The following is a 21,781-nucleotide window of genomic DNA, read 5'->3' as shown; positions in this document are numbered from 1 at the left end:
AACACGAGCCGCCGGGCGCTCTCGGCCCCGCGGCTCGCGTTGCTCGGCGAGCGCCAGCGCTCGCTCACTCGTTCACTCTTCGATGCTCAGCGCCTGGCGAGGGCACGCGCGCACGGTCTTGCGAGCCTGGTCCTCGAGCTTCGCCGGGACCACGGCCAAACGCAGGCGCAGCACGTCCTCGTCCTCCTCTTCAATCAGCTCGAGGACCTCGGGCAGCAAGTCGACGCAGATCCCGTTGGCCTCGCAGGCCATTTTATCGATGACGATCTTCACGCCGAGGCCTCGGTTTTTTTGCCGTGGTCCGGGCCGAGGCGGATCGGCAGGTTGGTCATCGGGCGCATCACCGGGTTGCTCACGTCGAACTCGACATCGCCGGCGAGCTTGGCCGCGGGGAAGCGGTCGAGCAGCAGGGTCTCGATGGCCTGCATGAGCTCGGCGCGGGCGAGGTTGGCACCGAGACAGAAGTGGCGCCCGAGGCCGAAGACCAGGCTGCCAGAGTAGTCGCGGTGGATGTCGAACTCGTCGGCGCGCTCGTAGGCCTTGTCGTCGCGGAACGCCGCGCCCATGGCGACGGCCACGGCCTGGCCCTTGCGGACCGGGACGCCGCCCATCTCCATGTCTTCGCGGGCGTAGTGAAACAAGCCGACCTTGCCAAAGCTATCCCAGCGCAGGGTCTCCTCGGCGGCGCTGCGCAGCAGCGAGCGGTCGGCCTGGAGCTCGGCGAGGGCCTCGGGGTGAAGCAGCAAGCTGCGGGTGGCGTAGCAGATCGCGTGGACCGTGGTGTCCGAGCCCGCGGTGATCAGCCCAAAGATGATCATCACGAGCTCGTCGTCGGACAGGCGGTCGCCGTCCTCGTTGGCCTGGATGAAGTCCGTGAGCAAATCATCCGGCGGGTTGGGATCCGCCCGGCGGTCGGTGAGCATCTTCTCGACCAGCGCCACGGCCCCGTTGAGGTTCACGGCCGTGGCCGCCAGCTCCTCGGGGCTGTTGGTCGGCTGGATCGACCGGAGCACCGCCTGACCGGCCACCCGGAAGTCCTTGCGCAGCTCCTCGGGGACGCCGATCAGATCGCAGATCACCGCCAGCGGGATCGCGTCGGCGAAGGGCCTGAGGTTGACGACCTCGTCGCCACTGGCGATCAGCTCGTCGAGGTTGCGATCCACGATGTCGACGATGTGCTGCTTCATGCGCCGGACCGCGCGGGGCGTGAGCGCGACGGAGGTCAGCTTGCGGATCCGGGCGTGATCCGCCTGGGGGATGTTGAAAAAGGAGTTGCGGTGGATCTTGGCGAAGCCCTCGAAGCCCGGCTGCTCGTAGATCCCCATGCCCGGGTGGTGCTCCCAGTCATGGATGTTCGTGCTCAGGTGGTCGCCGACGAAGAAGCTGCGCAGGTCATCGAAGCGCGACAGCACCACGGTGTCCTTCTGGGGCCAGTAGTAGACCGGCGCGTTCTCGCGAAGCCACGCGTAGGTGGGGTAGGGATCCCTGGTGAACGCCTCGCTCTCGGTGTCGAGGACGAAGTCATCAGAGCTCGTGAACTTGGAGTTCGCTTGGTGAGTCATGGTTCATGCGGTGAATAGCGGTTCATATCCAGACTCGCAACTGTCCCAAGGGCCGGTTTATCGCTAGATAACTCGACGCGCTCCGCGTCATCCCATGGGCGAACTTCGAGCAGCTTACCGGAGCACGGAGCACCCCTGCGCACATGCGTATCGTGCGCCGGATATTGTCGACACTTCGGCGAGCACCGAGCTTTGGCCCAGCTGGATCAGGCGAAGACCTGATAGTGCTCGATCTTCTCTGCGAGCCGCGCCGCCAGGATCGGGCAGGCCTCGCCGAGCGCCGCGTGAATCTCCTTGGACTCCTCGCGGTAGCGCAGGATCTTCTGCTTGGACCAGCTCGCGGGCGGCGGCTGGAGGTTGGTGATGCGGTCGGCGAGCTTCACCATCCACACCTCCTCGGGCTGGCGACGGATCCGCTCGAGGCTGTCACGCATCTGCGCCTGCTTGTCGCCGACGCTGGCGTTCTTGCTCAGCGCCGCGACGCCGGTCGCCACCACCTGGCTGAACTCTCGCGCGAGCGCCCAGACCGTGACCTCGGTGTCCTCGACCACGTCGTGGAGCAGCGCGACTTGGATCGCGAGATCGGGCCGCGCCACCGCCTGGCCGAGGCGCTCGCGCTGCGCCAGGGCGTGGCTCACCTCCATGGCGACCGCGCCGATGTGCACGAGATAGGGCAGGTCCGAGTCGGGGACCTGCTGACCTTGGTGGGCCGCAGCGGCGAAGCGCCACGCCTGCAGCCAAGCGTCGGGAGACCAAAAACTCATCGTTGGCTGCGATTGTAGGCCAGCTGTGCTGCCGCGCGGCCGCAAACTTCAGCGCGGCGCGGCCCCTGCTTCGACACGCGCGAGCCCGCGCAGCAGCGGGTGTTCGAAGAGCCCCTCGAGCGCGCCGAGGTCTCCACGCCCGCCTTCGCGGTCGAGGTGCAGGGCGTGGAGTCCGGCGCGCCTGGCTCCGCGGACGTCGTCGCGCAGGGTATCGCCGATCATCAGCAGCTGATCCGCCGCGAGCCCGAGCGCGGCGCAGGTGTGGGCGTAGATCCCCGCGCTCGGCTTGGCCATGCCCACGTCGCAAGACAGCACGAGCACGTCGAAGTGCGCCGCGAGACCAAACTCGTGGATCGGCCGGGCGTAGGGCTTGGCGAGGTTCGAGAGCAGCGCCAGGCGCAGACCCATGGACCTGGCTCGCGCGAGGGTCGGGAGGCTGTCTTCGTAGAGCGCGACCTCGGCGAGGCCCGACTCGACGAGCCCCGCGTAATAATCGACCCCGCGGTCCGCCCGACGCCGCGGCGAGAAGCGGGCGTGGAACTCCCCCATGCCGGGGATCGGCTCGGTGAGCATGGCCCGGCGCGCCGCGAGCATCCGCCACACCGGCAGCCCGGCGATCAGCTCACGGTAGGCGCGAGGGCCCGCGCCGCGGGTCACCAGCGTGCCGTAGAGATCGAAGACGAGCCCGCGCACGGGGGCGGGGCTCGTCTTCTTCGGGCTCGGGCTCTCGTCGGCTGACACCGGGCTCGCTGCTCGGGCTCGCTGCTCGGGCGCGCACTCAGGCCGGCGCGGGCTGAGGCCCGCGGACGAGCTTGCCGGGGAGCGCCTCGGTCGGCTCGTCGTGCGAGCGGATGATCTCACCGGACACGATCGTGTGCACGAAGCCCTCGGCGCGCTGGACGAAGCGGCGGCCGCCAGCGGGGAGGTCGTAGACCATCTTGGGCCCGTGCAGATGCAGGGCGTCGAAGTCGATCACGTTGAGGTCGGCCTTGTAGCCCGGGGCCACGCGGCCGCGATCGTCGAGGCCGTAGAAGCTGGCCGTGTCGGAACTGAGCGTCTTGACGACCTCCTCGAGGCCGAGCTTGGGCCCGCGGCTGCGGTCGCGGCACCAGTGCGTGAGCATGAAAGTCTGGATGCTCGCGTCGCAGATCGCCCCGCAGTGCGCCCCGCCGTCGCCCAGGCCCAGGCGCGTGCGCGGGTGCTGAAGCAAGGTCCGCAGGTCCGAGAAGTCCTCGGAGGCGAAGTTGAAGATCGGGAAGTAGACGACGCCGCGGCCCTCGTCCTCCATCAGCCAGTCCCAGACCACGGCCTGCGGCGTGCTCCCGGTCCGCGCGGCCACGGCCGTGGCCGTCTCGCTGGGGTCGGGCTCGTAGTTGGGCGGATCCCCCAGGCGGTACATCTTGTGGAAGGACTGGATGATGTAGTCCTCGAACTCGCCGAAGGAAAACGGCTTTTCGGCGATGACCTTCTCGCGCAGCCCCGGCTTGCGCAGCTCGACCAGGCGCTGCTCGAAGGGCAGGTGATGCAGGGGCATGTAGCTCGGGTAGGGCAAGAAGGGCACCGCGGTGCCGGCCCAGGTCATCAGCACGCCGTTGGGCCGCCCGGCGACCTGGGCGTAGATCGGCAGCTGGTCGCGCTCGGCCGCGTCGAGCTCGGTGAGCAGCTTCTCGTAGAGCTTGGGGGCCTGGTCGGTCTGCAGCAGGTTGAAGCTGACGGTGCAGCCGATCTCCTCGACCATGCGCCGCATCCACGGGTACTCCTCGGCCATGTCGACGTGGTTGCCGGTCATCTGGAACATCACGCCGCCGCCATCGACCACGGCCTTGGCCAGGGCGAAGTTCTCACGCTCGTCGGCGAAGGTCCCGGGCACGAACTCGCCGTCGATGCCCTTGTGGATCGGCGTGCGCGAGGTCGAAAAGCCCAGCGCGCCGGCCTCGACGCCCTCGCGGACGATCCGAGCCATGGCCGCGAGGTCGTCCGCGGTCGCGGCCTCGTGCTTGGCCCCGCGCCGGCCCATGACGTAGGCCCGCAGCGCGCCGTGGGGGACCTGGGCGCAGATGTCGATGGCTCGCGCCTGCTTGTCGATGGCGTCGAGGTAGTCGGGGAAGCTCTCCCAGTCCCAGACCATGCCCTCGGTCATCGCCGTGCCGGGGATATCCTCGACGCCCTCCATCAGGCCGATCAGCCAGTCGTGCTTGTCGGGCGCCGCCGGGGCGAAGCCCACGCCGCAGTTGCCCATGACCACGGTCGTGACCCCGTGCCAGCTCGAGGGCGTGACCTGGGGATCCCAGGTCACCTGGGCGTCGTAGTGCGTGTGCACGTCGACGAAGCCGGGGGTGACCAACTTGCCGGTGGCGTCGATCTCCTTGGCGCCGCTGCCCGGGGGCAGGCCGGGCTCGACGGCGACGATCTTGCCGTCGCGCACGCCGACGTCGGCCTGGCGCCGCGGGGCGCCAGTCCCGTCGATCACGGTTCCATTGCGGATGACGAGGTCGAAGCGCTGCTCACTCATGGCCCCAACCTATCAGCTGAGCGCGGCGTCCGTCACGACCGCGTGCGGTCAGGGCTGCTAGCCGTTGTTGACCGCACGCGTCGTATTTCGCGGAGCTTCGACCTGCTGAGCTCGGACTCGCCGGGCCCGCGAAATTAGCCGGCAGCGCCGAGCCCGGGTCAGTGAGGCTCGTCCGGCACCACGATATCGCGTGGCTCGTCGGCCTTGGGCGTGAGCTTGGGCCGCTTGGTCGGCTTGCCCTCGGCGTCTAGGTACACGATGCCGCCCTCGCCAAAGAGCTGCTCCTTGGCCAAGGCCTCGACCTCCTCGAGCACCACGTTGGCGTCACCGACGACCAAGACCACCTGCCCGCTGCTCTGCAGGTGAGCCTCGGCCGCGGCGCGAACGGCCTTGGCGTCGAGGGTGCGCAGGCGCTCCTGGTAGCCCTCGTGCCAGTCGAGGGGCAGGTCGTAGTAGGTGAGGCCGATGAACTCGAAGAGCACCGAGCTGGCCGTGGCGAAGTCGGCGGGCATGGCCAGCAGGGCGCCCTCGCGCTCGCGCTTGACCTCCTCGGCCGTCGGATCCGTGGTCCGCATGCGCTCGATCTCCTTGGCGATCTCACGCAGGGCCCCAGCGGTCGCGTCGCTGCGCACGGAGCTGCCAGCGCTGAAGTAGGAGCCCTCCCTGCTGTAGTGGTAGCCCCCGCGGGCGCCGTAGGACCAGCCCTTGTCCTCGCGCAGGTTCATGTTGATCCGACTCGAGAACGAGCCGCCGAGGATCGCCGACATGATCTGCGTGGCCTCGTAGTCCTCGGCCTTGCGCGCCGGGCCCAGGTGCCCGAGGAGGATCTGCGACTGCGCGGCGCCGTCGACGTGGACGAAGTAGATGGTCCCGGGCTTGGGCGCGGGCGCAGGCATCTTGCCGAGCTTGGGCGCCTTGCCCTTCCACTTGGCCAGGCGCTCGCCGAGCTGCTCGCGGACCTCGGCCTCGGTCACCTTGCCGGCGATCCACAGCCGCGCGCCGTCGGGCCTGAGCTTGGCGACCCACTTCTTGCAATCCTCGAGCGTGACCGCGTCGATGCTGGCCGCGGTCTCGATCTTGCCCTCGGGGTGGTTGGCGCCCCAGATCAGCGAAGGATAGAGGCGGTAGGCGATCGCCGTGACCGAGCCCTCCATCTGCTGAAGACGATCCTCGTGCTGGTTCTTGATGCGCTCGAAGTCCTCGCTGCGCAGCCCTGGCTCGAGCATCATCTCGGCCGTGAGGTCGAGGGCCGCCGGGAGCTCGCGCTCGATCGAGCGCACCCAGATCGTGCTGCGCTCGGACCCGCCCCGCGCCCACAGCGAGACCGCGTGATCGTCCTTGGCGATGGCGAAGGCGGCCTTGTCCTTGGACTTCGTCGCCTCGCCCATCAATTCGGCGCACACGCCCGCCATCCCGGTCTTGCCCTTGGGATCGTCGACCTCGCCGATGTCGAACTCGAACAGCATCATGACCGTGGGCAGGGTCTGTTGTTCGACGAGATAGACCTCGAGGCCGTTGTCGAGCTCGAAGGTCTCGATCGAGGGGATCTTGACCGGGGCAATCTCGCGGGGCTCGGGCCGCTGCGCGCGGAAGGCCTCGTCGGGCCACTCGACCTCGGGCTCGTCCGCGGCCTGCTCGCCGTCCTCGCCCGGGGTGACGACCACGTCCTCGGTCTTCTTGCAGGCCAGGGGGCCCGCGGCCATGCACGCGATCAGGGCGCTGAGGGTCAGCAATGAGCGACGCATCACTTGCTCTCCTTTTGCTCGGCGGCGCCCGCGGACGGGTCGCTGGCCTTGGGCTTGGTGAAGATCTTGGCTTTGGGCTTGCTCAGGTAGCGCTCGGCCACGCTGCGCACGCCCTCGGGCTCGAGCGCGCGGACCCGGGCCAGGTAGTCGTCGGCGTAGCCGGGGTCGCCGGTGTAGTGGTTGAAGAACTGCAGCTGGTTGGTCCGGCTGCCGAGGCTCTCGAGGCCCCACACGAAGCCCGACTCGGTCTGGATGACGTGGCGCGCGACCTCGGCGGGGGTCGGGCCGTCGGCGATCAGCTTGGCGACCTCCTCGTCGATCGCTCGCTCGACCGCCGCGCGCTTGTTGGCCTGCTCCTCGGGGCTCTCGCTCGAGGTCATGGTCACGGTCACGTGGAAGGCGCCCGAGAAGCCCGAGCCGGCCTGGTAGACCCACACGCTCTGGGCGATCTGCTCCTCGTCGACGAGGCGCCTGGTCAACCGGCCCCAGCCCTCGGCGCCGAGCGCCCCCGAGACCACGTCGAGGGCGAAGTCCCCCTGACCGAGCATCGCCGGGCTGTGCCACACCCAGTGGACCCGCGGGAGCCGGGCGAAGTCGTCCTCGATCTCGACGCTGACGTCCTCGCTGAACTCCGGCGCCGGCACGGGCTTGTGCTGGGGCGCGGGCAGCTTGGGGAAGCTCCCGAACCACTTGTCGACCAGGGCCTTGGCGTCGTCGATCTCGATGTCACCGGCGACCACCAAGGTCGCGTTGCTCGGCACGTACCACTTTTGGAAGAAGGCGCGCACGTCCTCGAGGCTGGCGCTCTCGAGGTCCTCGTGCTTGCCGATGGTCATGTAGCGATAGGGGTGGCCCTCCGGGTAGAGGGCCGCGGCCACGGCGAAGCGCTCCTTGCCGTAGGCCACGTTGTCGTAGCGCTGGCGTCGCTCGTTGCGGACCACGTCGATCTGGTTGGCGAGGCTGTCCTCGTTGAGCAGATCGAGCATGTAGCCCATGCGATCGCTCTCGAGCCACAGCGCGGTCTCGATCTCGTGGCTGGGCACGGTCTCGAAGTAGTTGGTGCGGTCGGCGTTGGTGGTCCCGTTGACGTCCGTACCGCCGATCTCGCGCAGGATGTCGAAGTGCACGTCCTCGCCGATGTGCTTGGCGCCCTGGAACATCATGTGCTCGAAGAGGTGGGCGAAGCCGGACTTACCCACGACCTCGTCGCCGCTGCCGACGTGGTACCAGATGTTGACGGTGACGAGCGGCGCCGTGGTGTCCCGATGGAGGATCACCTCGAGGCCGTTGTCGAGGGTGTAGTGGTCGTAGTCGATCTCGATGTCAGCGTCGGCCTGCGTCTGCTCGCCTTCGCCGGCATCGACGGCGTGGGGCTGGATGAGCAAGAGGGGGAGCGCGACACCGAGGATGCTGAGCAGCCGTCCTCGCGCCATGGCGAATGCTGACCCATGGGCGCAGATCCGGCAAGCGTTGGCAAAATGACAAAGTGTGCACCCGCTGCCTGCGAGGCCGACATGCCCGCGCTGCCCGGCGCGCGAAGCCCTGCGCGCCGGGCCATTGCGAGCAGCCTCAGCCGCGCCGCAGCGGATGCTCGAGGATCGGCAGACGCTCGTTCTCTCCGCGCTCGACGAGCAGCTCGAGGCCGTCCATCAGCAGCGCGGGACAGGTCACCGCCGCGTCGACCGTCTGGCCGAGCATCCCGTCGAGGCCCAGATCAGCCGCGAAACCACCAGACAGGCCCGGAGCGAGGCGCATCGCCAGGGTCTGTGCCTGATCCCCCACGGCGCGGATGCGTCGAAGCGCGCGCATGGCCATCGGTGCGAACATCGCCCCGCGCACCAAGCTGCGCTCGATCTTGCCGGCCTTGCGCTCGAGGCGGAACACCCGGCCCGGCAAGGGCAACGAAATCTTGCGTCCCGAAGTGAACACGGCCGCGGAGTCACGCGGGACCGGACCGAGCACCGAGCCGTCGCGCAGGCTCTCGATCGCAAACGCGAACTCGTAGCCGTCCTCACGCGCGCGGCGAAGCAGCTCGGCCTCGAGCTTGTCCTGGCTCAGGCCGCGCTTTTTACTGCTCAGCGTCAGGTTCGAGATCATCGGGCCGATGAAGCCGCCGGCCGTCGCCCGCGCGTGGCCGTTGCTCCCGCTTTGCTTCTCGTTGGGCCGGCGGGTCATCAGCAGGCTGTGCAGCACGCCGGCGCGGACAATCTCGACGCGCTCGGCCGGCACGCCCTCGCCGTCGCGGATGTAGTGGCCAAAGCCCTCGGCGAGGGGATCGTCGACGAGGTCGAGGAAGTCGGGCATCACCGCCTTGCCGAGGCGCTCTTGCCAGTAGGGCTCGAGCTCGAGCAGGCGGCCATAGTCCGAGAGCGGGGCCGGCTCGCCGCTGGCGTGGACCGCCACGGTGCTGGCGAGGAGCTGGGCCGCGGCCGTCGGCCACAGCAGCACCGGGCCGTCGTAGTCGTCGTCGAGCATCGGCGCGGCGACGAGCGCCTCGAGCTCGCGCAGCACCTGATCGACCATGGCCTCGGCCCGCTCGCGCAGGCCCTCGGCCGCGAGCAGCTCCTGGGCGTGGATCGCCAGGCCGTGGTCGAGCTCCATGCCGTCCTCGGCCTGGGTCTGGGCGACCACCCCGAGCACGAAGCGATCGTGGACGCGACCCATGGCCAGGTCCTCGCTCGAGACCAGCATCTCCTGGCTGCGCATGGTCGAGATCAGCACGTCGCCGTTGTCGATGCTCGGGTGGGCCTCGAAGCGCTTGGACAGGGACGCCGCGAGGCTGCGCAGGCCTTCGCGGTCGAACTCGAGCTCGAGCAGCGCCGCGGCCGGAGGATCGACGAGCGCCGCCCCGGGCTCGAGCTCGGGCGCCCACTCGAGGTCGAGCACCGGCCCGGGGCCGGCCACGCGATCGTCGGGGAGGTCCTTGTCGGCGAGGCGATCGATCGCGCTGAGCTTGGCCTGGTAGGCCGCCGTGGCCGCGCGGAAGCTGGCGTCCATGGCCAGCCACAGCCGCTTGCGCGCGGCGTCGCCGTCGAGGAGCAGGGGCAGGGCGAAGGACGGCTCGATGTTGCCGCCAAAGAAGTTGCTGTTGTCCTCGGCGAGCTCGCCGACCCAGACCGCGACCGAGGCCACGGCCTCGCTGGCGCGCAGATCCACGATCACGCCGCCGTAGGAGCCGTCGATGGTCAGGCTCTCGGCCCGGACCGCGTGCAGCGTCGCCGCGTAGGGCTCGGGGGCGTCGGGCAGGCGCAGCTCGGCGAGGCCGCGGGAGAGCTCGGCGCGCAGCGCCTCGAGCTCTCCGCCGCTGGCCGCCTGCGCGACCCCGAAGGGGCCGCCCGGCAAGAGCTCTCCGACGAGGGCGCCGATCGCCACGCTCGCGCCGGCCAAGAAGCGCCGCCGGCCCAGGCCCGCTCCGAGGGGCTGGGCTGCGTCGCGCTGGGCTACGTCGCGCTGGGCTGCGTCACGCTGGGCTACGTCGCGCTGGCCCGGGTCGCGCTGGCCCGGGTCACGATCTCCGGAGATATGGCTCGTCGTCGTCATCTTCGTCGTGGTCATTGGCCGGCCTCCTCGACGCTCGCGCGCCGGCGCTCACTCGGCGGCGGTGGCAGCAGCGGCGGCTTGTCGCGCTGGTGCATGGCCCGCTCGATCTCGAGCTTGCTCAGGAGCAGCGAGGGGCTGACCGCCGAGACCGGCACCCAGCCGCTCTCGGCCCCGCACATCCCGTTGAACACCCCGGGCGTGTCCCCGGCGGCGATGATCGTCTCGAAGGCGGCCAGCGGCGTGCCGACCATGTCGGCCCCGCGCACGAGCTCGTCGGGGCGGCCGTCGGTGTACACGCGGTAGACCATCAGCGGCATGACCTTGAAGGCCTGGGGGCCCGAGCGATCGGTGATCGTGTAGCCGCCCTGGATGTCGGAGAACCACAGCCCGTAGGGCTTGTTTTGCGACTTGGCCTCGGCGATCAGCCGCTCGCGCATGTCGGCCTCGGGCACGGTCTCCCGCGCCGAGACGATCAGGTTGCCCTGGCGCGCGACCACCCGGTAGCCGCGGTCGCGGCGACCGTGGCCGTTGCTGGCTTCGAAGGGCGCGACCACGGAGCGCGACTGCAAGAAGCCCTCGAGCACCCCGGCGCTGACCAGGTCCGCGCGCTGAGCCACGATCGCCTCGTCGTCGACGTAGTAGTGGCCGTTGAGCGGCGTGCCGTTGATGCTCGCCAGGGTCGGGTCGTCGTAGACGTCGATGAACTCGGGCAGGATCGGCTGGCCGAGCATCTTGGTGAAGGTCTGGCCCTCGTAGTCGTCCTTTTGCCGGTGACCCTCGAGGCGGTGGCCGAAGATCTCGTGGAAGAACACGCCGGCGGCGGGACCCTCGAGCACGGCCGGGCCGGTGTAGGGCTCGGCGATCGGGGCCTCGCGCAGATCCAGGAGCTCGCCGCGCAGGCGCTCGGCCACGCCGCGCAGCTCGTCGGGGGTCGGCAGCTGGCTGGGGTCGTGGCGCTCGAAGCTGACGAAGCGCTGCAGGCCCATGCCGTCCTCGGCCTGGGTCGTGGCCATCAGCATCATGCGCACGCGGATCCGCCCGCTTTGGACCTTCGCGCCCTCGCTGTCGACGTAGGCCCGGTTGTCGACCTCCGCGGCGAGGACCACGGAGGCCTGCTGCACCACGGGGTCGGCGTCGAGGATCGCCGAGAGCTCGGCGACGAGCGGCGCCCAGTCCTCGGCCACGCCCTCGAGGTCGAGCTCGAGCGGCTTTTCGATGTGCTGGAGCGGCTCGTCGACCAAGGTGAAGTCGGGGTGCTCCGGCTCGTCCTCGCGGGTCAGCATGGACTCGGAGCTCACGGCCTCGATCCACGACTCGACGGCGCGCTGGTACTGGCTCTCGGTCACCATCCAGATCGCCTGGGCGAGGGACAGCGGGTCGTTGGAGACGGCGACCTGGACCCCCGCGCCGAGGCCGTTGCCGCCGTACCAGCCGTTGGTCGGGTGGCCGTTGTCGAGCATCGGCGTGCCCACGCGGACGTCCACGTCCAAGGTGCGATCGTCGTCGATGTGGCGCTTGTCCAGGGCCCCGTCGTTGGCCTCGAGCCACAGCGAGCGCGACCCGACGAGGTCGTAGGCCATGAAGTAGGCCGGGTCCTCCTGCTCGGCGAGCTGGGCAAAGTTCGCGGCGAGCTCACGCTCGAGCACGGCGATCGCCGGCCCGGGCTCGGCGAGCTCGGGCTCGAGCGTGGTGGTTTCGAATTCCAGGGGCGGGCCGAGGGGCGCGCGGGTCTCGGGGCCGTCCTTGGGGCAAGCGATCAGCGCCAGCGCGGCGAGGGGCGCCAACGCGAGGCGAAGCAGAGGGGCGGGGCGGTGCACCGCAGGAGGGTAGCAGGGCGCACACTAGTCCGCCTGGTAGATCAGCCGCTCCCAGGTGGTGCTGCTGTTGAGGCTCGTGGTCGAGCCGCAGCGGTAACCGCCAGAGATGTTGTCGCTGTTGGTGTGCCAGCACAGGCGATACTGGGGGTTGGCCGAGCCGACGTCACAGGAGCTGCGGGACACCGCGTCGCCAGCGGCGGCGAAGCCCATGGAGTAGCTGTTGCTGTAGTACCAGGCCACGCCGTTGGCCTCGTGCTTGCCGGTGTTCTCGCTGCCGACGTCGTAGAGCACGTCTTCGCGCTCACCCATCGCAAGCAAGGTGAAGGTGTCGGAGCCGACCGGGCGGCAGGCCTCGAGCAGCCTGGATCCCGTGCACTGCTGGCCGAGGATCGTGTTCGTCAGGTCGTTGACGGTCGCCCCGTAGAGCCCGCTCCAGCACAGCTCCCAGCCGCCGAGAGTGTCCTCGGGGATGTTGGTCTGCGGGCCCTCGACCCACCACAGCAAGGCCACGCAGGCGTTGGTACAAAAGTCGTCATCGACGTCGTTGCCGTCGTCGCACTCCTCGACGCCCTCTTGCTTGACGCCGTCGCCACAGACCGCGGCCGTGCACGACGTGGTGCAGGCGTCGCTGTCGACGTCGTTGCCGTCGTCGCAGTCCTCCTCGGCCTCGTTGATGTAGCCGTCACCGCAGTAGGCGGCCTCGCAAAACACCGGGATGCAGCCGTCGGTGTCGAGGTCGTTGCCGTCGTCACACTCCTCGACCTCGGCCTGGGTGTAGCCGTCGCCGCAGTACGCGAGCTGGCAGGCCGGGCACTCGTCGGTGGTGTCGGCGTTGCCGTCGTCGCACTGCTCGCCGTCCTGGATCACCCCGTCGCCGCAGGTCCCGGGGAGGCACATGCTGTTGCAGTCGTCGGCGTCGCTGTCGTTGCCGTCGTCGCACTCCTCGACGCCGCCTTGCACGTAGCCGTCGCCGCAGGTCGCCAGCTTGCAGCCCTCGACGCAGGCGTCGGTGTTGATCGCGTTGCCGTCGTCGCACTCCTCGTACTCGGCCACGTAGCCGTCGCCGCAGGCCGCCAGCTGACAGTCGGGGGTGCACTGCCCGGACTCGGAATTGTCCGCGCCGAGGTCACACTGCTCGCCCTCCTCGACGACCCCGTTGCCGCACTCTCCGCCCGCCTCGTCGTCCTCCCCACCGTCGTCGTCGGTGGTGTCCCCGTCGCTGTTGCTCGTGGTCGTCGCGGTGGTCGTGAACCCGAAGCCCTCGTCGTTCTCGCCACCGGACGAGCACGCGCTGATCAGCAAAACCCCAGAAGAAACGATGGTCAGGCTAACTTTCGACATGCGCAGGAGAATCGCAGAGCTGCGCGGTCACCGAAAGCGCAGCGCGAGGTGTCACGTTGGTGTCACGATCAAACGCAAGCGCGCCGCGCTGTCCCCTCTGTCGTCAAAACGGGCAGCTGCGGCGCTCTGGAGGCTCTCGCCCCGCCTGGATCAGACGTCGATGTTGCGGGCGTTGAGCGCGTTTTCCGTGATGAAGTCACGCCGTGGCGCGACCTCGTCACCCATGAGGACGGTGAAGACCTCGTCTGCCAGGTCGGGGTCGCCAACCTTGATCTGAAGCAGGTCGCGGTTCTCCGGGTCCATGGTGGTCTCCCACAGCTGCTCGGGGTTCATCTCGCCCAGACCCTTGTAGCGCTGGATCTGCAGCCCGGCGCGCCCGACCTCGCCGACGTGGTCGACGACGCCGAGCAAGGTCTTGGGCTCGGCGACGACCTCGTCCTTGCGGCGCAGGGCGAAGGGCCCGCTGCCGTGGCCGGTCAGCGAGGCGCGGATCCGCAGGAGCTCGCGGATCTCCGAGGAGCGCAGCAGCGTCGCGCCGATGTCTTCGTGGACGGTGACCCCGTCGGCGAGGATCTCCACGCGCAGGACCATGCGCTCCTCCTCGCCGCTGCCCTCGTCGACCCGAGCCAGCGCGACCTTGTGGCCGAGCTTGGTCAGCGGCATCTGCGGGAGCGCCCGCTCGATGATCGCCTGGCCGAGACCGGCGATCGTCGCCTCTTCGCGGCCGGTGAACGCGGCCTCGACCTCGTCGCGGCCGCGGGCCTCGAGCTCGTCGAGCAGCGCCTCGACCAAGGGCCGGCGGTGCTCACGGTCGAGGCCGGTGAGCAGGTTGCGGTAGCGGACCCCGGCGTGGGCGATCTCGGACAGGACCTTGGCCGAGGCCGAGGCCCCCGCGATCTCGAGGGTCAGGTCCTCGACGGCGCCGTCGATGATGAAGTTGTCGAGCTCGGCGTCGTTCTTGAGGTAGGTCTCGCGCTTGCCGGCCTTGACCTTGTAGAGCGGCGGCTGAGCCACGTAGATGTAGCCGCGGTCGATCATGTCCGGGAAGTGGCGGAAGAAGAAGGTCAGCAGCAGCGTGCGGATGTGCGAGCCGTCGACGTCCGCGTCCGTCATGATGATGATCTTCTGGTAGCGCAGCTTCGACAGGTCGTAGGTGTCCTGGCCGATGCCCGTGCCCAGCGCGGTGATCAGCGCGACGATCTCCTGGCTCGACAGCATCTTGTCGATGCGCGCCTTCTCGACGTTGAGGATCTTGCCGCGCAGGGGGAGGATCGCCTGGATCCTGCGGTCGCGGCCTTGCTTGGCCGAGCCACCTGCGCTGTCACCCTCGACGATGAAGAGCTCGGCCTGGGCCGGGTCCTTCTCCTGACAGTCGGCGAGCTTGCCCGGGAGGCTGAGGCCGTCGAGCACGCCCTTGCGGGTGATGGTCTCGCGGGCCTTGCGGGCGGCGGCGCGGGCCCGGGCGGCGAGCAGGGCCTTGTCGATGGTCAGCTTGGCGTCCTTCGGGTTCTCCTCGAAGTAGCGCCCGAGCGCCTCGGTGACCGCGTTTTGGACCAGGGCCGTGACCTCGCTGGAGACCAGCTTCTCCTTGGTCTGGCTGTTGAACTTGGGGTCGGGGTGCTTGACCGCGATGATCGCCACCAGGCCCTCGCGCACGTCCTCACCGGAGAGCGTGCCCTTGTGGCCCTTGAGCATGTTGTGATCGCCGGCGTAGCCGTTGACCACGCGGGTCAGGGCCGTGCGCAGGCCGGTGAGGTGGGTGCCGCCGTCGCGGTTGGCGATGTTGTTGGTGTAGCAGTGGATGTGCTCGTGGAAGGCGTCGGTCCACTGCAGGGCGACCTGAACCCCGAGCTCGTGGTCGCGGCCTTCGAACTCGAAGGGGACCTCGGAGCGCAGCTCGATCAGCCCGCCGATCTTGGTGCGCTTGGCGGTCAGCAGCTCGACGAAGCTGGCCACGCCGCCCTCGCCGGTGAACACCTGCTCGCGCTTCTTGTCACCGGAGACCGTGGGCCGCAGATCCGTGAGGTTGATGTTCACGCCCTCGGTGAGGTAGCTGAGCTCGCGAAAGCGCGAGCCCAGGGTCTCGAAGTCGACCTTGGTCGTGCCGTAGATCAGCGGGTCGGCGTGGAAGGTGACCTTGGTGCCGCGGCGATCGGTCTCGCCAGTGACCTCGAGATCGCGGGCGACCTCGCCACGCTCGAAGCGGGCGCGGAAGATCTTGCCCTCGCGCCAGATCTCGAGCTCGAGCCAGTCCGACAGGGCGTTGACCACGGTCACGCCGACGCCGTGCAGGCCGCCGGAGACCTTGTAGGCCGCGTTGTCGAACTTCCCGCCGACGTGCAGCTTGGTGAAGATCGCAATCGCGGCCGGGACCTGCTTGCCCTCGACTTCCATGGAGCCCGTCGGGATCCCGCGGCCGTCGTCTTCGACGGTGATCGAGTCGTCCGGGTGGATGACGATCCGGATGGTCTTGCAGTGTCCGGCGAGGGCCTCGTCGATGGAGTTGTCGAGGATCTCGAACACCATCTTGTGCAGGCCGGTGATGTCGGTGTCGCCGATGTACATGCCCGGGCGCTTGCGCACCGCCTCGAGGCCCTCGAGGTGCGAGATGGAGCTCTCGTCGTAGGCCGGAGCTTGGGCGGGAGAGGCGGGCTCGACCTTGGCGTCTGATTCGCTGGCGTCCATGGATTCGGCTGGCTTTAGATAGCACCGACGCCGATCCCTTACCAGGGCACGAACGCGTCCCTAGCCGTGATTACGCGCCAAAAATCGCGGATTTTGTGCTTCACGCGCCGGTCGGGCCGGGCGCTCGCTCGGCGGGACGGATGCGGCCGCCCTCGACCTGCAGATCACGGCGCTCGACCCCCTCGCCGAGCTCGATGTAGCGGGCCGAGGTCGTGGTCAGGACGCACTGCCCAACCTCGGTGGCGAGGGCCTCGAAGAGCCGGGCGCTGCGCACTGGATCGAGCTCGCTGGACACGTCGTCGAGGAGCAGCAAAGGTGCGCTCCCGCGCAGCTCCCGGGCCCGGCGCAGCTCCGCGATCTTGAAGGCCAAGACCAGCGCTCGGGACTGGCCCTGAGAGGCGAAGTCGCTAGCCTCGGCCCCGTCGAGGGTGACCTGTAGATCGTCGAGGTGCGGCCCCACCGTGGTCCGCCCTGCCGCGAGGTCTCGCCTACGGTAGTTTCGCAGCGCCTCGCCCAGGGCGACCCTGCGCCGCTGCGCGGCCTCGTCCGGCTGATCCTCGCCACCGAGCGCGTCTTCGAGGCGCCCGCGGTAGGCCAAGCCCGCCTCGAAATTCGAGTCGGGCTCATCACGGTCGTGGATCTGGGCAAAGGCGGCCTGAAAGGGCCCACGCAGGTCGTCGACCAGGGCCACGCGCCGCGCCCAGATCCGCGAGCCGACATCGGCCAGCCCGTGGTCGTAGCCATCGAGCATCGCCTCGCGCTGTGCCGGTGCGAGCTCCCCTGGCTCCGCGCGCAGCACTCGATTGCGCGAGCGCAGCAGCTTGTCGTAGCGCTGGACGTCCGCGATGTGCCCCCGGGCTCGGGCAAAGAGGACTCGATCCAGGAACTGCCGGCGCGCGCTCGGGGATCCACGCAGGATCCCGAGGTCCTCCGGGGTGAAGAGCACCGCCCGGATCCGCCCATAAAACTCCGCCGCCGAGCGGATCAGCTTGCCATCGAGGCGAGCGCTCCGCCGCGTCGACCGAGCGCCGCGATCGATCCGAAGCTCGAGCTGCGTCGGCAACCCGAGCTCGGGATCGAAGACATCCACGGCCACGCGAGCGTGGTCCTGGCCGCGACGCAGCATCGCGTCGAGCTTCGCCCCTCGAAAGGAGCGCAGCGTCGACACGAAGTACAGCGCCTCGAGCACGTTGGTCTTCCCGGCGCCGTTGTGGCCCCACAAGATCGTGAAGCGCGGGCCGAACTCGACCTCGATCCCACCACCGGCCTCGCCGCCCTCGTCCGCGAGGCCGAAGTTGCGAAAATCCGAGAGGCTCAGCCTACGCAGCTCCATGGAGCTCTCCCAGCGCCGAGCAGCCGAGAGCGCCCTCGCTCACCAAGCCATCGCCTTCGCGGAGCGAGGGGCCGTTGGCCGCATCGCAGCGGCGGACGTGCGTGGCCAAGGGCAACCAGGCACCGCGGGGGTTGAAGCGCCTCAGATCCGCATGGGCATGACGACGGCGAGGAAGTCCGCCGCCTCTTGCCCCTCTTCGTCGGGCGCCGGCCGGAGCACGCAGGGATCCAGCTCGCCTTGAAAGTCGAGGTAGATCCGGTTGGCGTCGACCGCCGAGAGCGCCTCGATGAGGTAGTTCGCGTTGAAGCCGGCCGTGAGCGGGCTGCCGTCGTAGTCGGCCGGGAGGTCGAGGTTCGTGGCGCCGAGCTCGGGGTTGTCGGCGTTGAGCTCGAGGCTGCCCTTGTCGAGCTGGAGCTTGACCGTGGCGGTCTTCTCGGGGGCGATGACCACCGCGCGACGCAGCGAGCCGATCAGCTCCTCACGGTCGACGCCAGCGCGACGTTGGTAGTCCTTGGGCACGACCTGCTTCCAGGGCGGGAAGGACACGTTGTTGAGCTTGACCGAGAGGGTCAGGCTGTCGGCCTTGATGAACAGGTAGCTGTCGCCGATGCCGAAGCCGACCTCACCCTCGACGCGGTTGAGGACCTTGCGGATCTCGTCCATGCCCTTGCGGGGGATGATGATCCCCGTGTCGAGCTTGGGACCCTCCATGGCCAGGCTGTACTTGGTCAGCCGGTGGCCGTCGGTGGACACCATGGTCACCGTGGTCCCGTCGCTCTCGAAGAGCGCGCCGTTGAGATTGACCCGGGCCTCGTCGGTGGACACCGAGAACAGGGTCTTGTCGATGAGGTCGACGAGCTTGTGCCCGGGGATCTGCGTGAAGTCGACGCCGGTCGAGTCCGGGAGCTCCGGGAAGTCGCCCTCGGGCATGCCCATGAGCTTGAACTCGGCTCGTGAGGCGAGGATCTGCGCCCACGAGTTGTCGAGGCTCTTGATGCGCAGCGCGCCGCTGGGGAGGGTGCGGACGACGTTGTGGAGGTGACGAACCCCCAGGGTCAGGCTGCCGGGGCTGCTGACCTTGCAGGGGACGGTCTCGGTGAGCGCGATCATCATGTCCGTCGCGCTGCAGACGAGCTCGTCGTCCTTGGTGGCGCGCAGGAGCACGTTGGCCAGCACCGGCATGGTGTTCCTGCGGTCGGCCACCGTCTGGGCCAAGGTGAGCGCCGACAAGAAGCGGGCCTGATCGATCTCGAACTCCATTGGGTCCTCGGTCGGTGGGTTGTACCAGTCGAAAGGTCGGGTTGGGAGGGGTCGGATGTCGGCCGCGCGAAGAAGTGATCAAGGGTCTTTTTAAAATTTAATTCTCGTGATCTAGATCTGTCCTGTGGTTTTGTGGACATGATCCCAATCATGTTGAATTTATTCGGTTTTCCGCTGGACAAGGTCCGGGGATAGACCGGGGATGAAAGGCCCCTGATCCACTGGTTGGCGGCGCGCTTTGCCCTCCACGACTTTTTATCCCCGGCCTGTGGAAAACAAATCCGGGGGTCTGGTGAGGGCGAATTGGGTCTGGCACAGCCGGCGCTCGGGGGCAAAAAAAACGCGAGAACAAAGTCGCCGGCTCGCGCGACTCGCTCGATCACCCACGCGAGGGCCCGGCCGAGGTCCGACCGAGCTCCTGGCACTCGAGCCCTCGAGGGTATGCGGGCAAACAAAAAAAGTCCGGGAGAAGGAAGACGACCCTCTTCGTCTTCCTCCCCCCGGACCGAGTCCGAGGCCCCCTCAGACCTCGGGCTGTGCGCCGGGAACCGCACCGAATCTCATCGAGCCCTCGCTCATCGAGGACCACACCACCGACACGTTCGGCTGGGTTCTCAGTAGGCTGTATGCACGCTCCACAGAGGAGCAAGGCTCGCGCCACCGAGTGTCTGTTTTTGTGACAAGTCCTTTGAGATCAAGGACTTGAAGAAGAATCAGGGGCGGCTGCGCGCGGCGATGCGCGAACCCACCTAGGTAGGCCCGAGGTCCCCACGGCTACGAAGCTAGCCGCCGGCTCCTCGGGGATCGCCGGTCTTTGATTCAGCCAGCGACGAAGAGCTGGCCGACTTGATAGACGAGCAGCGCCGCCACATACGCGATCACGGTCATGCTCACGAGCATGAAGAGCGGCCAGCGCCAGCCTCGGGTCTCGCGCCGGACGACCGCGAGGGTCGACATGCACTGGCAGGCGTAGACGAAGAAGACCATCAGGGCGAGGCCCGAGAGCTTCGAGTAGCGCGGCTTGCCAGTGACCGGATCCTTGGCGTCGCGGATGACCTCGCGCAGGGGGGCGTCGTCTTCGTCGGCGCCCTCGATGCCGTAGACTAGGCCGAGCGTGGACACGAGGACCTCGCGGGCGGCGAAGCTGCCGATCAGCCCGACGCCGATGCGCCAGTCCTGGCCGATGGGCTCGATCGCCGGCTCGATGGCCTTGCCGACGCGGCCGGCGTAGGAGCGCTCGATCGCGGTCTCGCCGGGCTCGAGCTCGCTGGGGTCGACCTGCGGGAAGCTGAGCAGGCCCCACAGCACGATGGTCACGGCCAAGATGATCGTCCCGGCGTCGCGCAGGAAGTCCATGGTCCGATCCCAGACGTGGCGAAGCGTGTCCCACAGCCGGGGGATGCGGTAGGGCGGGAGCTCGAGGACCAGCGGGGGCGTGGGGCTGGCGAGCAAGGTCCGCTTGTAGAGCGCGCCCAGGCCCAGGGCCGAGACCGTGGACAGGAGGTACATGCCCAGCAAGATCAGCCCGCCTTCGGTGAAGGGCCCGAACACCCGGCGGTTGGCGGTGAACAGCGCGCCGATCACCAGGGCGTAGACCGGGAGCCGGGCGCTGCAGCTCATGAAGGGGATCATGAGGATGGTGACCAGCCGATCCTTGAAGGAAGAGATGGTCCGCGTGCTCATGATCGCCGGGATGGCGCAGGCGTAGCCCGAGAGCAGAGGCACGAAGGCCTTGCCGTTGAGCCCGACCCGCGACATCAGCCGGTCGACGATGAAGGCTGCCCGGGCCATGTAGCCCGAGTCCTCGAGCAGGCCGATGAACAAGAAGAGCAGGGCGATCTGCGGGACGAAGACGACGACGTTGCCGACGCCGGCGATCACCCCTTCGGTCAGCAGGTCGGTGAACAGCCCGGGGCCGAGCAAGCCGGCGACGAGCTCGCCGAGGCTCCCGACGCCGCCCTCGATCAGGCCGACGAAGGGGTCCGCCCACGAGAAGATCGACTGGAAGACCAAGGCCATCACGAGCAGGAAGACCAGCGGCCCGAACACCCGGTGGGTGAGCAGCTTGTCGATGCGCTCGGAGCGAGCCATGGCCGGAGCCTCGAGGTGCTGACCTTCGGGGGCGGGGCCCATCCCTGCGAGCAGGCGGTCGACCTCGGCGTAGCGCATCGCAACGAGCTCGAGCACCGCCTTGGGGGCGCCCTGGTCGAGCTCGGCGAGCACGCGTCGCTCGGCCTCGCTGGCGTCGGTGAGCTCGACGTTGTCGGCGGCCGCGGCGGCGAGCAGCCAACGCGCCCTCGCGGGTTGCTGCGCGAGCTCGGGGAGCTCGGCGAGGGTCTCGAGGCACGCCGCGAGCGCCGGCTGCTCGTCGCCAGCGTCGATCAAATGTGGCGCCACCTCGCCGGGCTCGAGCTTCCCGAGCAGCGCGGCGAGGACCTCGACGCCCTCGCCGCTGCGCCCCACGGTGGGGACGACGGGCGCGCCGCCGAGGGCAGCGGACAGGGCGTCGACGTCGACGGGGAGCTTCGCGTCCCGAGCCAGGTCGATCATGTTGAGCGCGACCACCAAGGGCAGACCGAGCTCGCGGATCTGCAGGGCGAGGTAGAGGTTGCGAGCCAGGTTGCTGGCGTCGAGCACGAGCAGCACGGCGTCGGGCTGCGGACCTTCGGCGCCGGTCAGCGCACGAAAGGCCAGCGCCTCGTCCTCCGCCATGGGCGTGAGGCTGTAGGTGCCCGGCAGATCGGTCAGGGTGATCGCCCGCCCCGAGCCCATGCGCAGCGCGCCGTCGCGGGTCTCGACGGTGATGCCCGGGTAGTTGCCGACCTTGTAGCGAGAGCCGGTCAGCAGGTTGAAGAGGCTGGTCTTGCCGACGTTGGGGTTGCCGGCGACGGCGACGCGCAAGGGAGCAGCGCTCACTTGGACGGCCTCGCTCCCGGGTTCTCGGTGGAGATCAGCCGGGCTTCGGCGCGGCGAAGCGAGACATGGTAGCCGCGCAGCCGCAGCTCGAGAGGATCACCCAGGGGAGCACGCTTGACCAAAGCGACCTCGACCCCGGGGACGAAGCCCATCTCCAGCAGGCGAACGGTCATCGGTCCTCGACCTTCGATCGTCCGCACCGTGGCTTCCTGGCCGATGTCGAGGTCAGCCAAGGTTGATTGAAAACTCATTTCAGCGGGGTGTCGATACCACCTCGTAGCCTGGCGAACAAACGGGGAAGGCTCA

Annotated in this window: 16 protein-coding genes; all 16 read right to left on the bottom strand. The window is 68.8% G+C overall.

Annotated elements, in window-relative coordinates; genetic code table 11:
* Window positions 1-72 precede the first annotated feature (72 nt).
* Complete coding sequence (locus G6O69_RS09940; RefSeq protein WP_172303281.1) at window positions 73-273, bottom strand: ferredoxin; 201 nt, start codon at window positions 271-273, stop codon at window positions 73-75.
* Window positions 270-1,562, bottom strand: coding sequence for a cytochrome P450 (locus tag G6O69_RS09935; protein WP_172303280.1), 1,293 nt, complete (start codon window positions 1,560-1,562; stop codon window positions 270-272). Before G6O69_RS09935 ends, G6O69_RS09940 begins: the two co-directional genes overlap by 4 nt.
* Before the next feature lie 206 nt (window positions 1,563-1,768).
* On the bottom strand, window positions 1,769-2,326 hold the full coding sequence (locus G6O69_RS09930; protein WP_172303279.1) for an HD domain-containing protein: 558 nt from the start codon (window positions 2,324-2,326) through the stop codon (window positions 1,769-1,771).
* Between the two features lie 48 nt (window positions 2,327-2,374).
* Entirely contained in the window at window positions 2,375-3,067 is a 693-nt protein-coding gene (locus G6O69_RS09925; RefSeq protein WP_172303278.1) for an HAD family hydrolase, read from the bottom strand.
* A gap of 37 nt (window positions 3,068-3,104) precedes the next feature.
* Complete coding sequence (locus G6O69_RS09920) at window positions 3,105-4,838, bottom strand: amidohydrolase family protein (protein WP_172303277.1); 1,734 nt, start codon at window positions 4,836-4,838, stop codon at window positions 3,105-3,107.
* Between the two features lie 158 nt (window positions 4,839-4,996).
* Window positions 4,997-6,583: a pitrilysin family protein gene (locus tag G6O69_RS09915; RefSeq protein WP_172303276.1), complete on the bottom strand. Its 1,587-nt coding sequence runs from the start codon at window positions 6,581-6,583 to the stop codon at window positions 4,997-4,999.
* Window positions 6,583-8,016, bottom strand: coding sequence for a pitrilysin family protein (locus G6O69_RS09910; RefSeq protein ID WP_172303275.1), 1,434 nt, complete (start codon window positions 8,014-8,016; stop codon window positions 6,583-6,585). The genes G6O69_RS09915 and G6O69_RS09910 overlap by 1 nt, the downstream gene beginning before the upstream one ends.
* A 136-nt stretch (window positions 8,017-8,152) precedes the next feature.
* Entirely contained in the window at window positions 8,153-10,138 is a 1,986-nt protein-coding gene (locus G6O69_RS09905; protein WP_172303274.1) for a metallopeptidase TldD-related protein, read from the bottom strand.
* Entirely contained in the window at window positions 10,135-11,940 is a 1,806-nt protein-coding gene (locus G6O69_RS42040) for a metallopeptidase TldD-related protein (RefSeq protein WP_172303273.1), read from the bottom strand. Before G6O69_RS42040 ends, G6O69_RS09905 begins: the two co-directional genes overlap by 4 nt.
* A gap of 24 nt (window positions 11,941-11,964) precedes the next feature.
* Window positions 11,965-13,281 carry a DUF4215 domain-containing protein gene (locus tag G6O69_RS09895; protein ID WP_172303272.1) on the bottom strand — a complete coding sequence of 439 codons (1,317 nt, stop codon included), beginning with the start codon at window positions 13,279-13,281 and terminating at the stop codon, window positions 11,965-11,967.
* Between the two features lie 150 nt (window positions 13,282-13,431).
* Window positions 13,432-15,966 carry a DNA topoisomerase (ATP-hydrolyzing) subunit B gene (gene gyrB / locus G6O69_RS09890; RefSeq protein ID WP_172303271.1) on the bottom strand — a complete coding sequence of 845 codons (2,535 nt, stop codon included), beginning with the start codon at window positions 15,964-15,966 and terminating at the stop codon, window positions 13,432-13,434.
* Window positions 15,967-16,066: 100 nt separating this feature from the next.
* Window positions 16,067-17,299 carry a DNA replication/repair protein RecF gene (locus G6O69_RS09885; protein ID WP_172303270.1) on the bottom strand — a complete coding sequence of 411 codons (1,233 nt, stop codon included), beginning with the start codon at window positions 17,297-17,299 and terminating at the stop codon, window positions 16,067-16,069.
* Entirely contained in the window at window positions 17,286-17,408 is a 123-nt protein-coding gene (locus tag G6O69_RS40010; RefSeq protein ID WP_255215754.1) for a hypothetical protein, read from the bottom strand. Before G6O69_RS40010 ends, G6O69_RS09885 begins: the two co-directional genes overlap by 14 nt.
* A 32-nt stretch (window positions 17,409-17,440) precedes the next feature.
* The gene (gene dnaN / locus G6O69_RS09880; RefSeq protein WP_172303269.1) at window positions 17,441-18,559 is read right to left on the bottom strand and encodes a DNA polymerase III subunit beta; all 1,119 of its coding nucleotides are present in this window, start codon (window positions 18,557-18,559) and stop codon (window positions 17,441-17,443) included.
* 819 nt (window positions 18,560-19,378) lie between these two features.
* Window positions 19,379-21,475: a ferrous iron transport protein B gene (gene feoB / locus G6O69_RS09875; protein WP_172303268.1), complete on the bottom strand. Its 2,097-nt coding sequence runs from the start codon at window positions 21,473-21,475 to the stop codon at window positions 19,379-19,381.
* The gene (locus G6O69_RS09870; RefSeq protein ID WP_172303267.1) at window positions 21,472-21,726 is read right to left on the bottom strand and encodes a FeoA family protein; all 255 of its coding nucleotides are present in this window, start codon (window positions 21,724-21,726) and stop codon (window positions 21,472-21,474) included. The genes feoB and G6O69_RS09870 overlap by 4 nt, the downstream gene beginning before the upstream one ends.
* Between the last annotated feature and the right edge of the window lie 55 nt (window positions 21,727-21,781).

It is taken from the genome of Pseudenhygromyxa sp. WMMC2535 (assembly GCF_011083025.2).
The sequence above is the reverse complement of the archived record's forward strand: the minus strand, read 5'-3'. Positions and strand labels throughout refer to the sequence as shown.

Coding starts and splice junctions, on each gene's coding strand:
- G6O69_RS09935 (WP_172303280.1), bottom strand. CDS start 1,562: ATGACTCACCAAGCGAACTCCAAGTTCACGAGCTCTGATGACTTCGTC.
- G6O69_RS09930 (WP_172303279.1), bottom strand. CDS start 2,326: ATGAGTTTTTGGTCTCCCGACGCTTGGCTGCAGGCGTGGCGCTTCGCC.
- G6O69_RS09920 (WP_172303277.1), bottom strand. CDS start 4,838: ATGAGTGAGCAGCGCTTCGACCTCGTCATCCGCAATGGAACCGTGATC.
- G6O69_RS09915 (WP_172303276.1), bottom strand. CDS start 6,583: ATGCGTCGCTCATTGCTGACCCTCAGCGCCCTGATCGCGTGCATGGCC.
- G6O69_RS09910 (WP_172303275.1), bottom strand. CDS start 8,016: ATGGCGCGAGGACGGCTGCTCAGCATCCTCGGTGTCGCGCTCCCCCTC.
- G6O69_RS09905 (WP_172303274.1), bottom strand. CDS start 10,138: ATGACCACGACGAAGATGACGACGACGAGCCATATCTCCGGAGATCGT.
- G6O69_RS09895 (WP_172303272.1), bottom strand. CDS start 13,281: ATGTCGAAAGTTAGCCTGACCATCGTTTCTTCTGGGGTTTTGCTGATC.
- gyrB (WP_172303271.1), bottom strand. CDS start 15,966: ATGGACGCCAGCGAATCAGACGCCAAGGTCGAGCCCGCCTCTCCCGCC.
- G6O69_RS09885 (WP_172303270.1), bottom strand. CDS start 17,299: ATGGAGCTGCGTAGGCTGAGCCTCTCGGATTTTCGCAACTTCGGCCTC.
- dnaN (WP_172303269.1), bottom strand. CDS start 18,559: ATGGAGTTCGAGATCGATCAGGCCCGCTTCTTGTCGGCGCTCACCTTG.
- G6O69_RS09870 (WP_172303267.1), bottom strand. CDS start 21,726: ATGAGTTTTCAATCAACCTTGGCTGACCTCGACATCGGCCAGGAAGCC.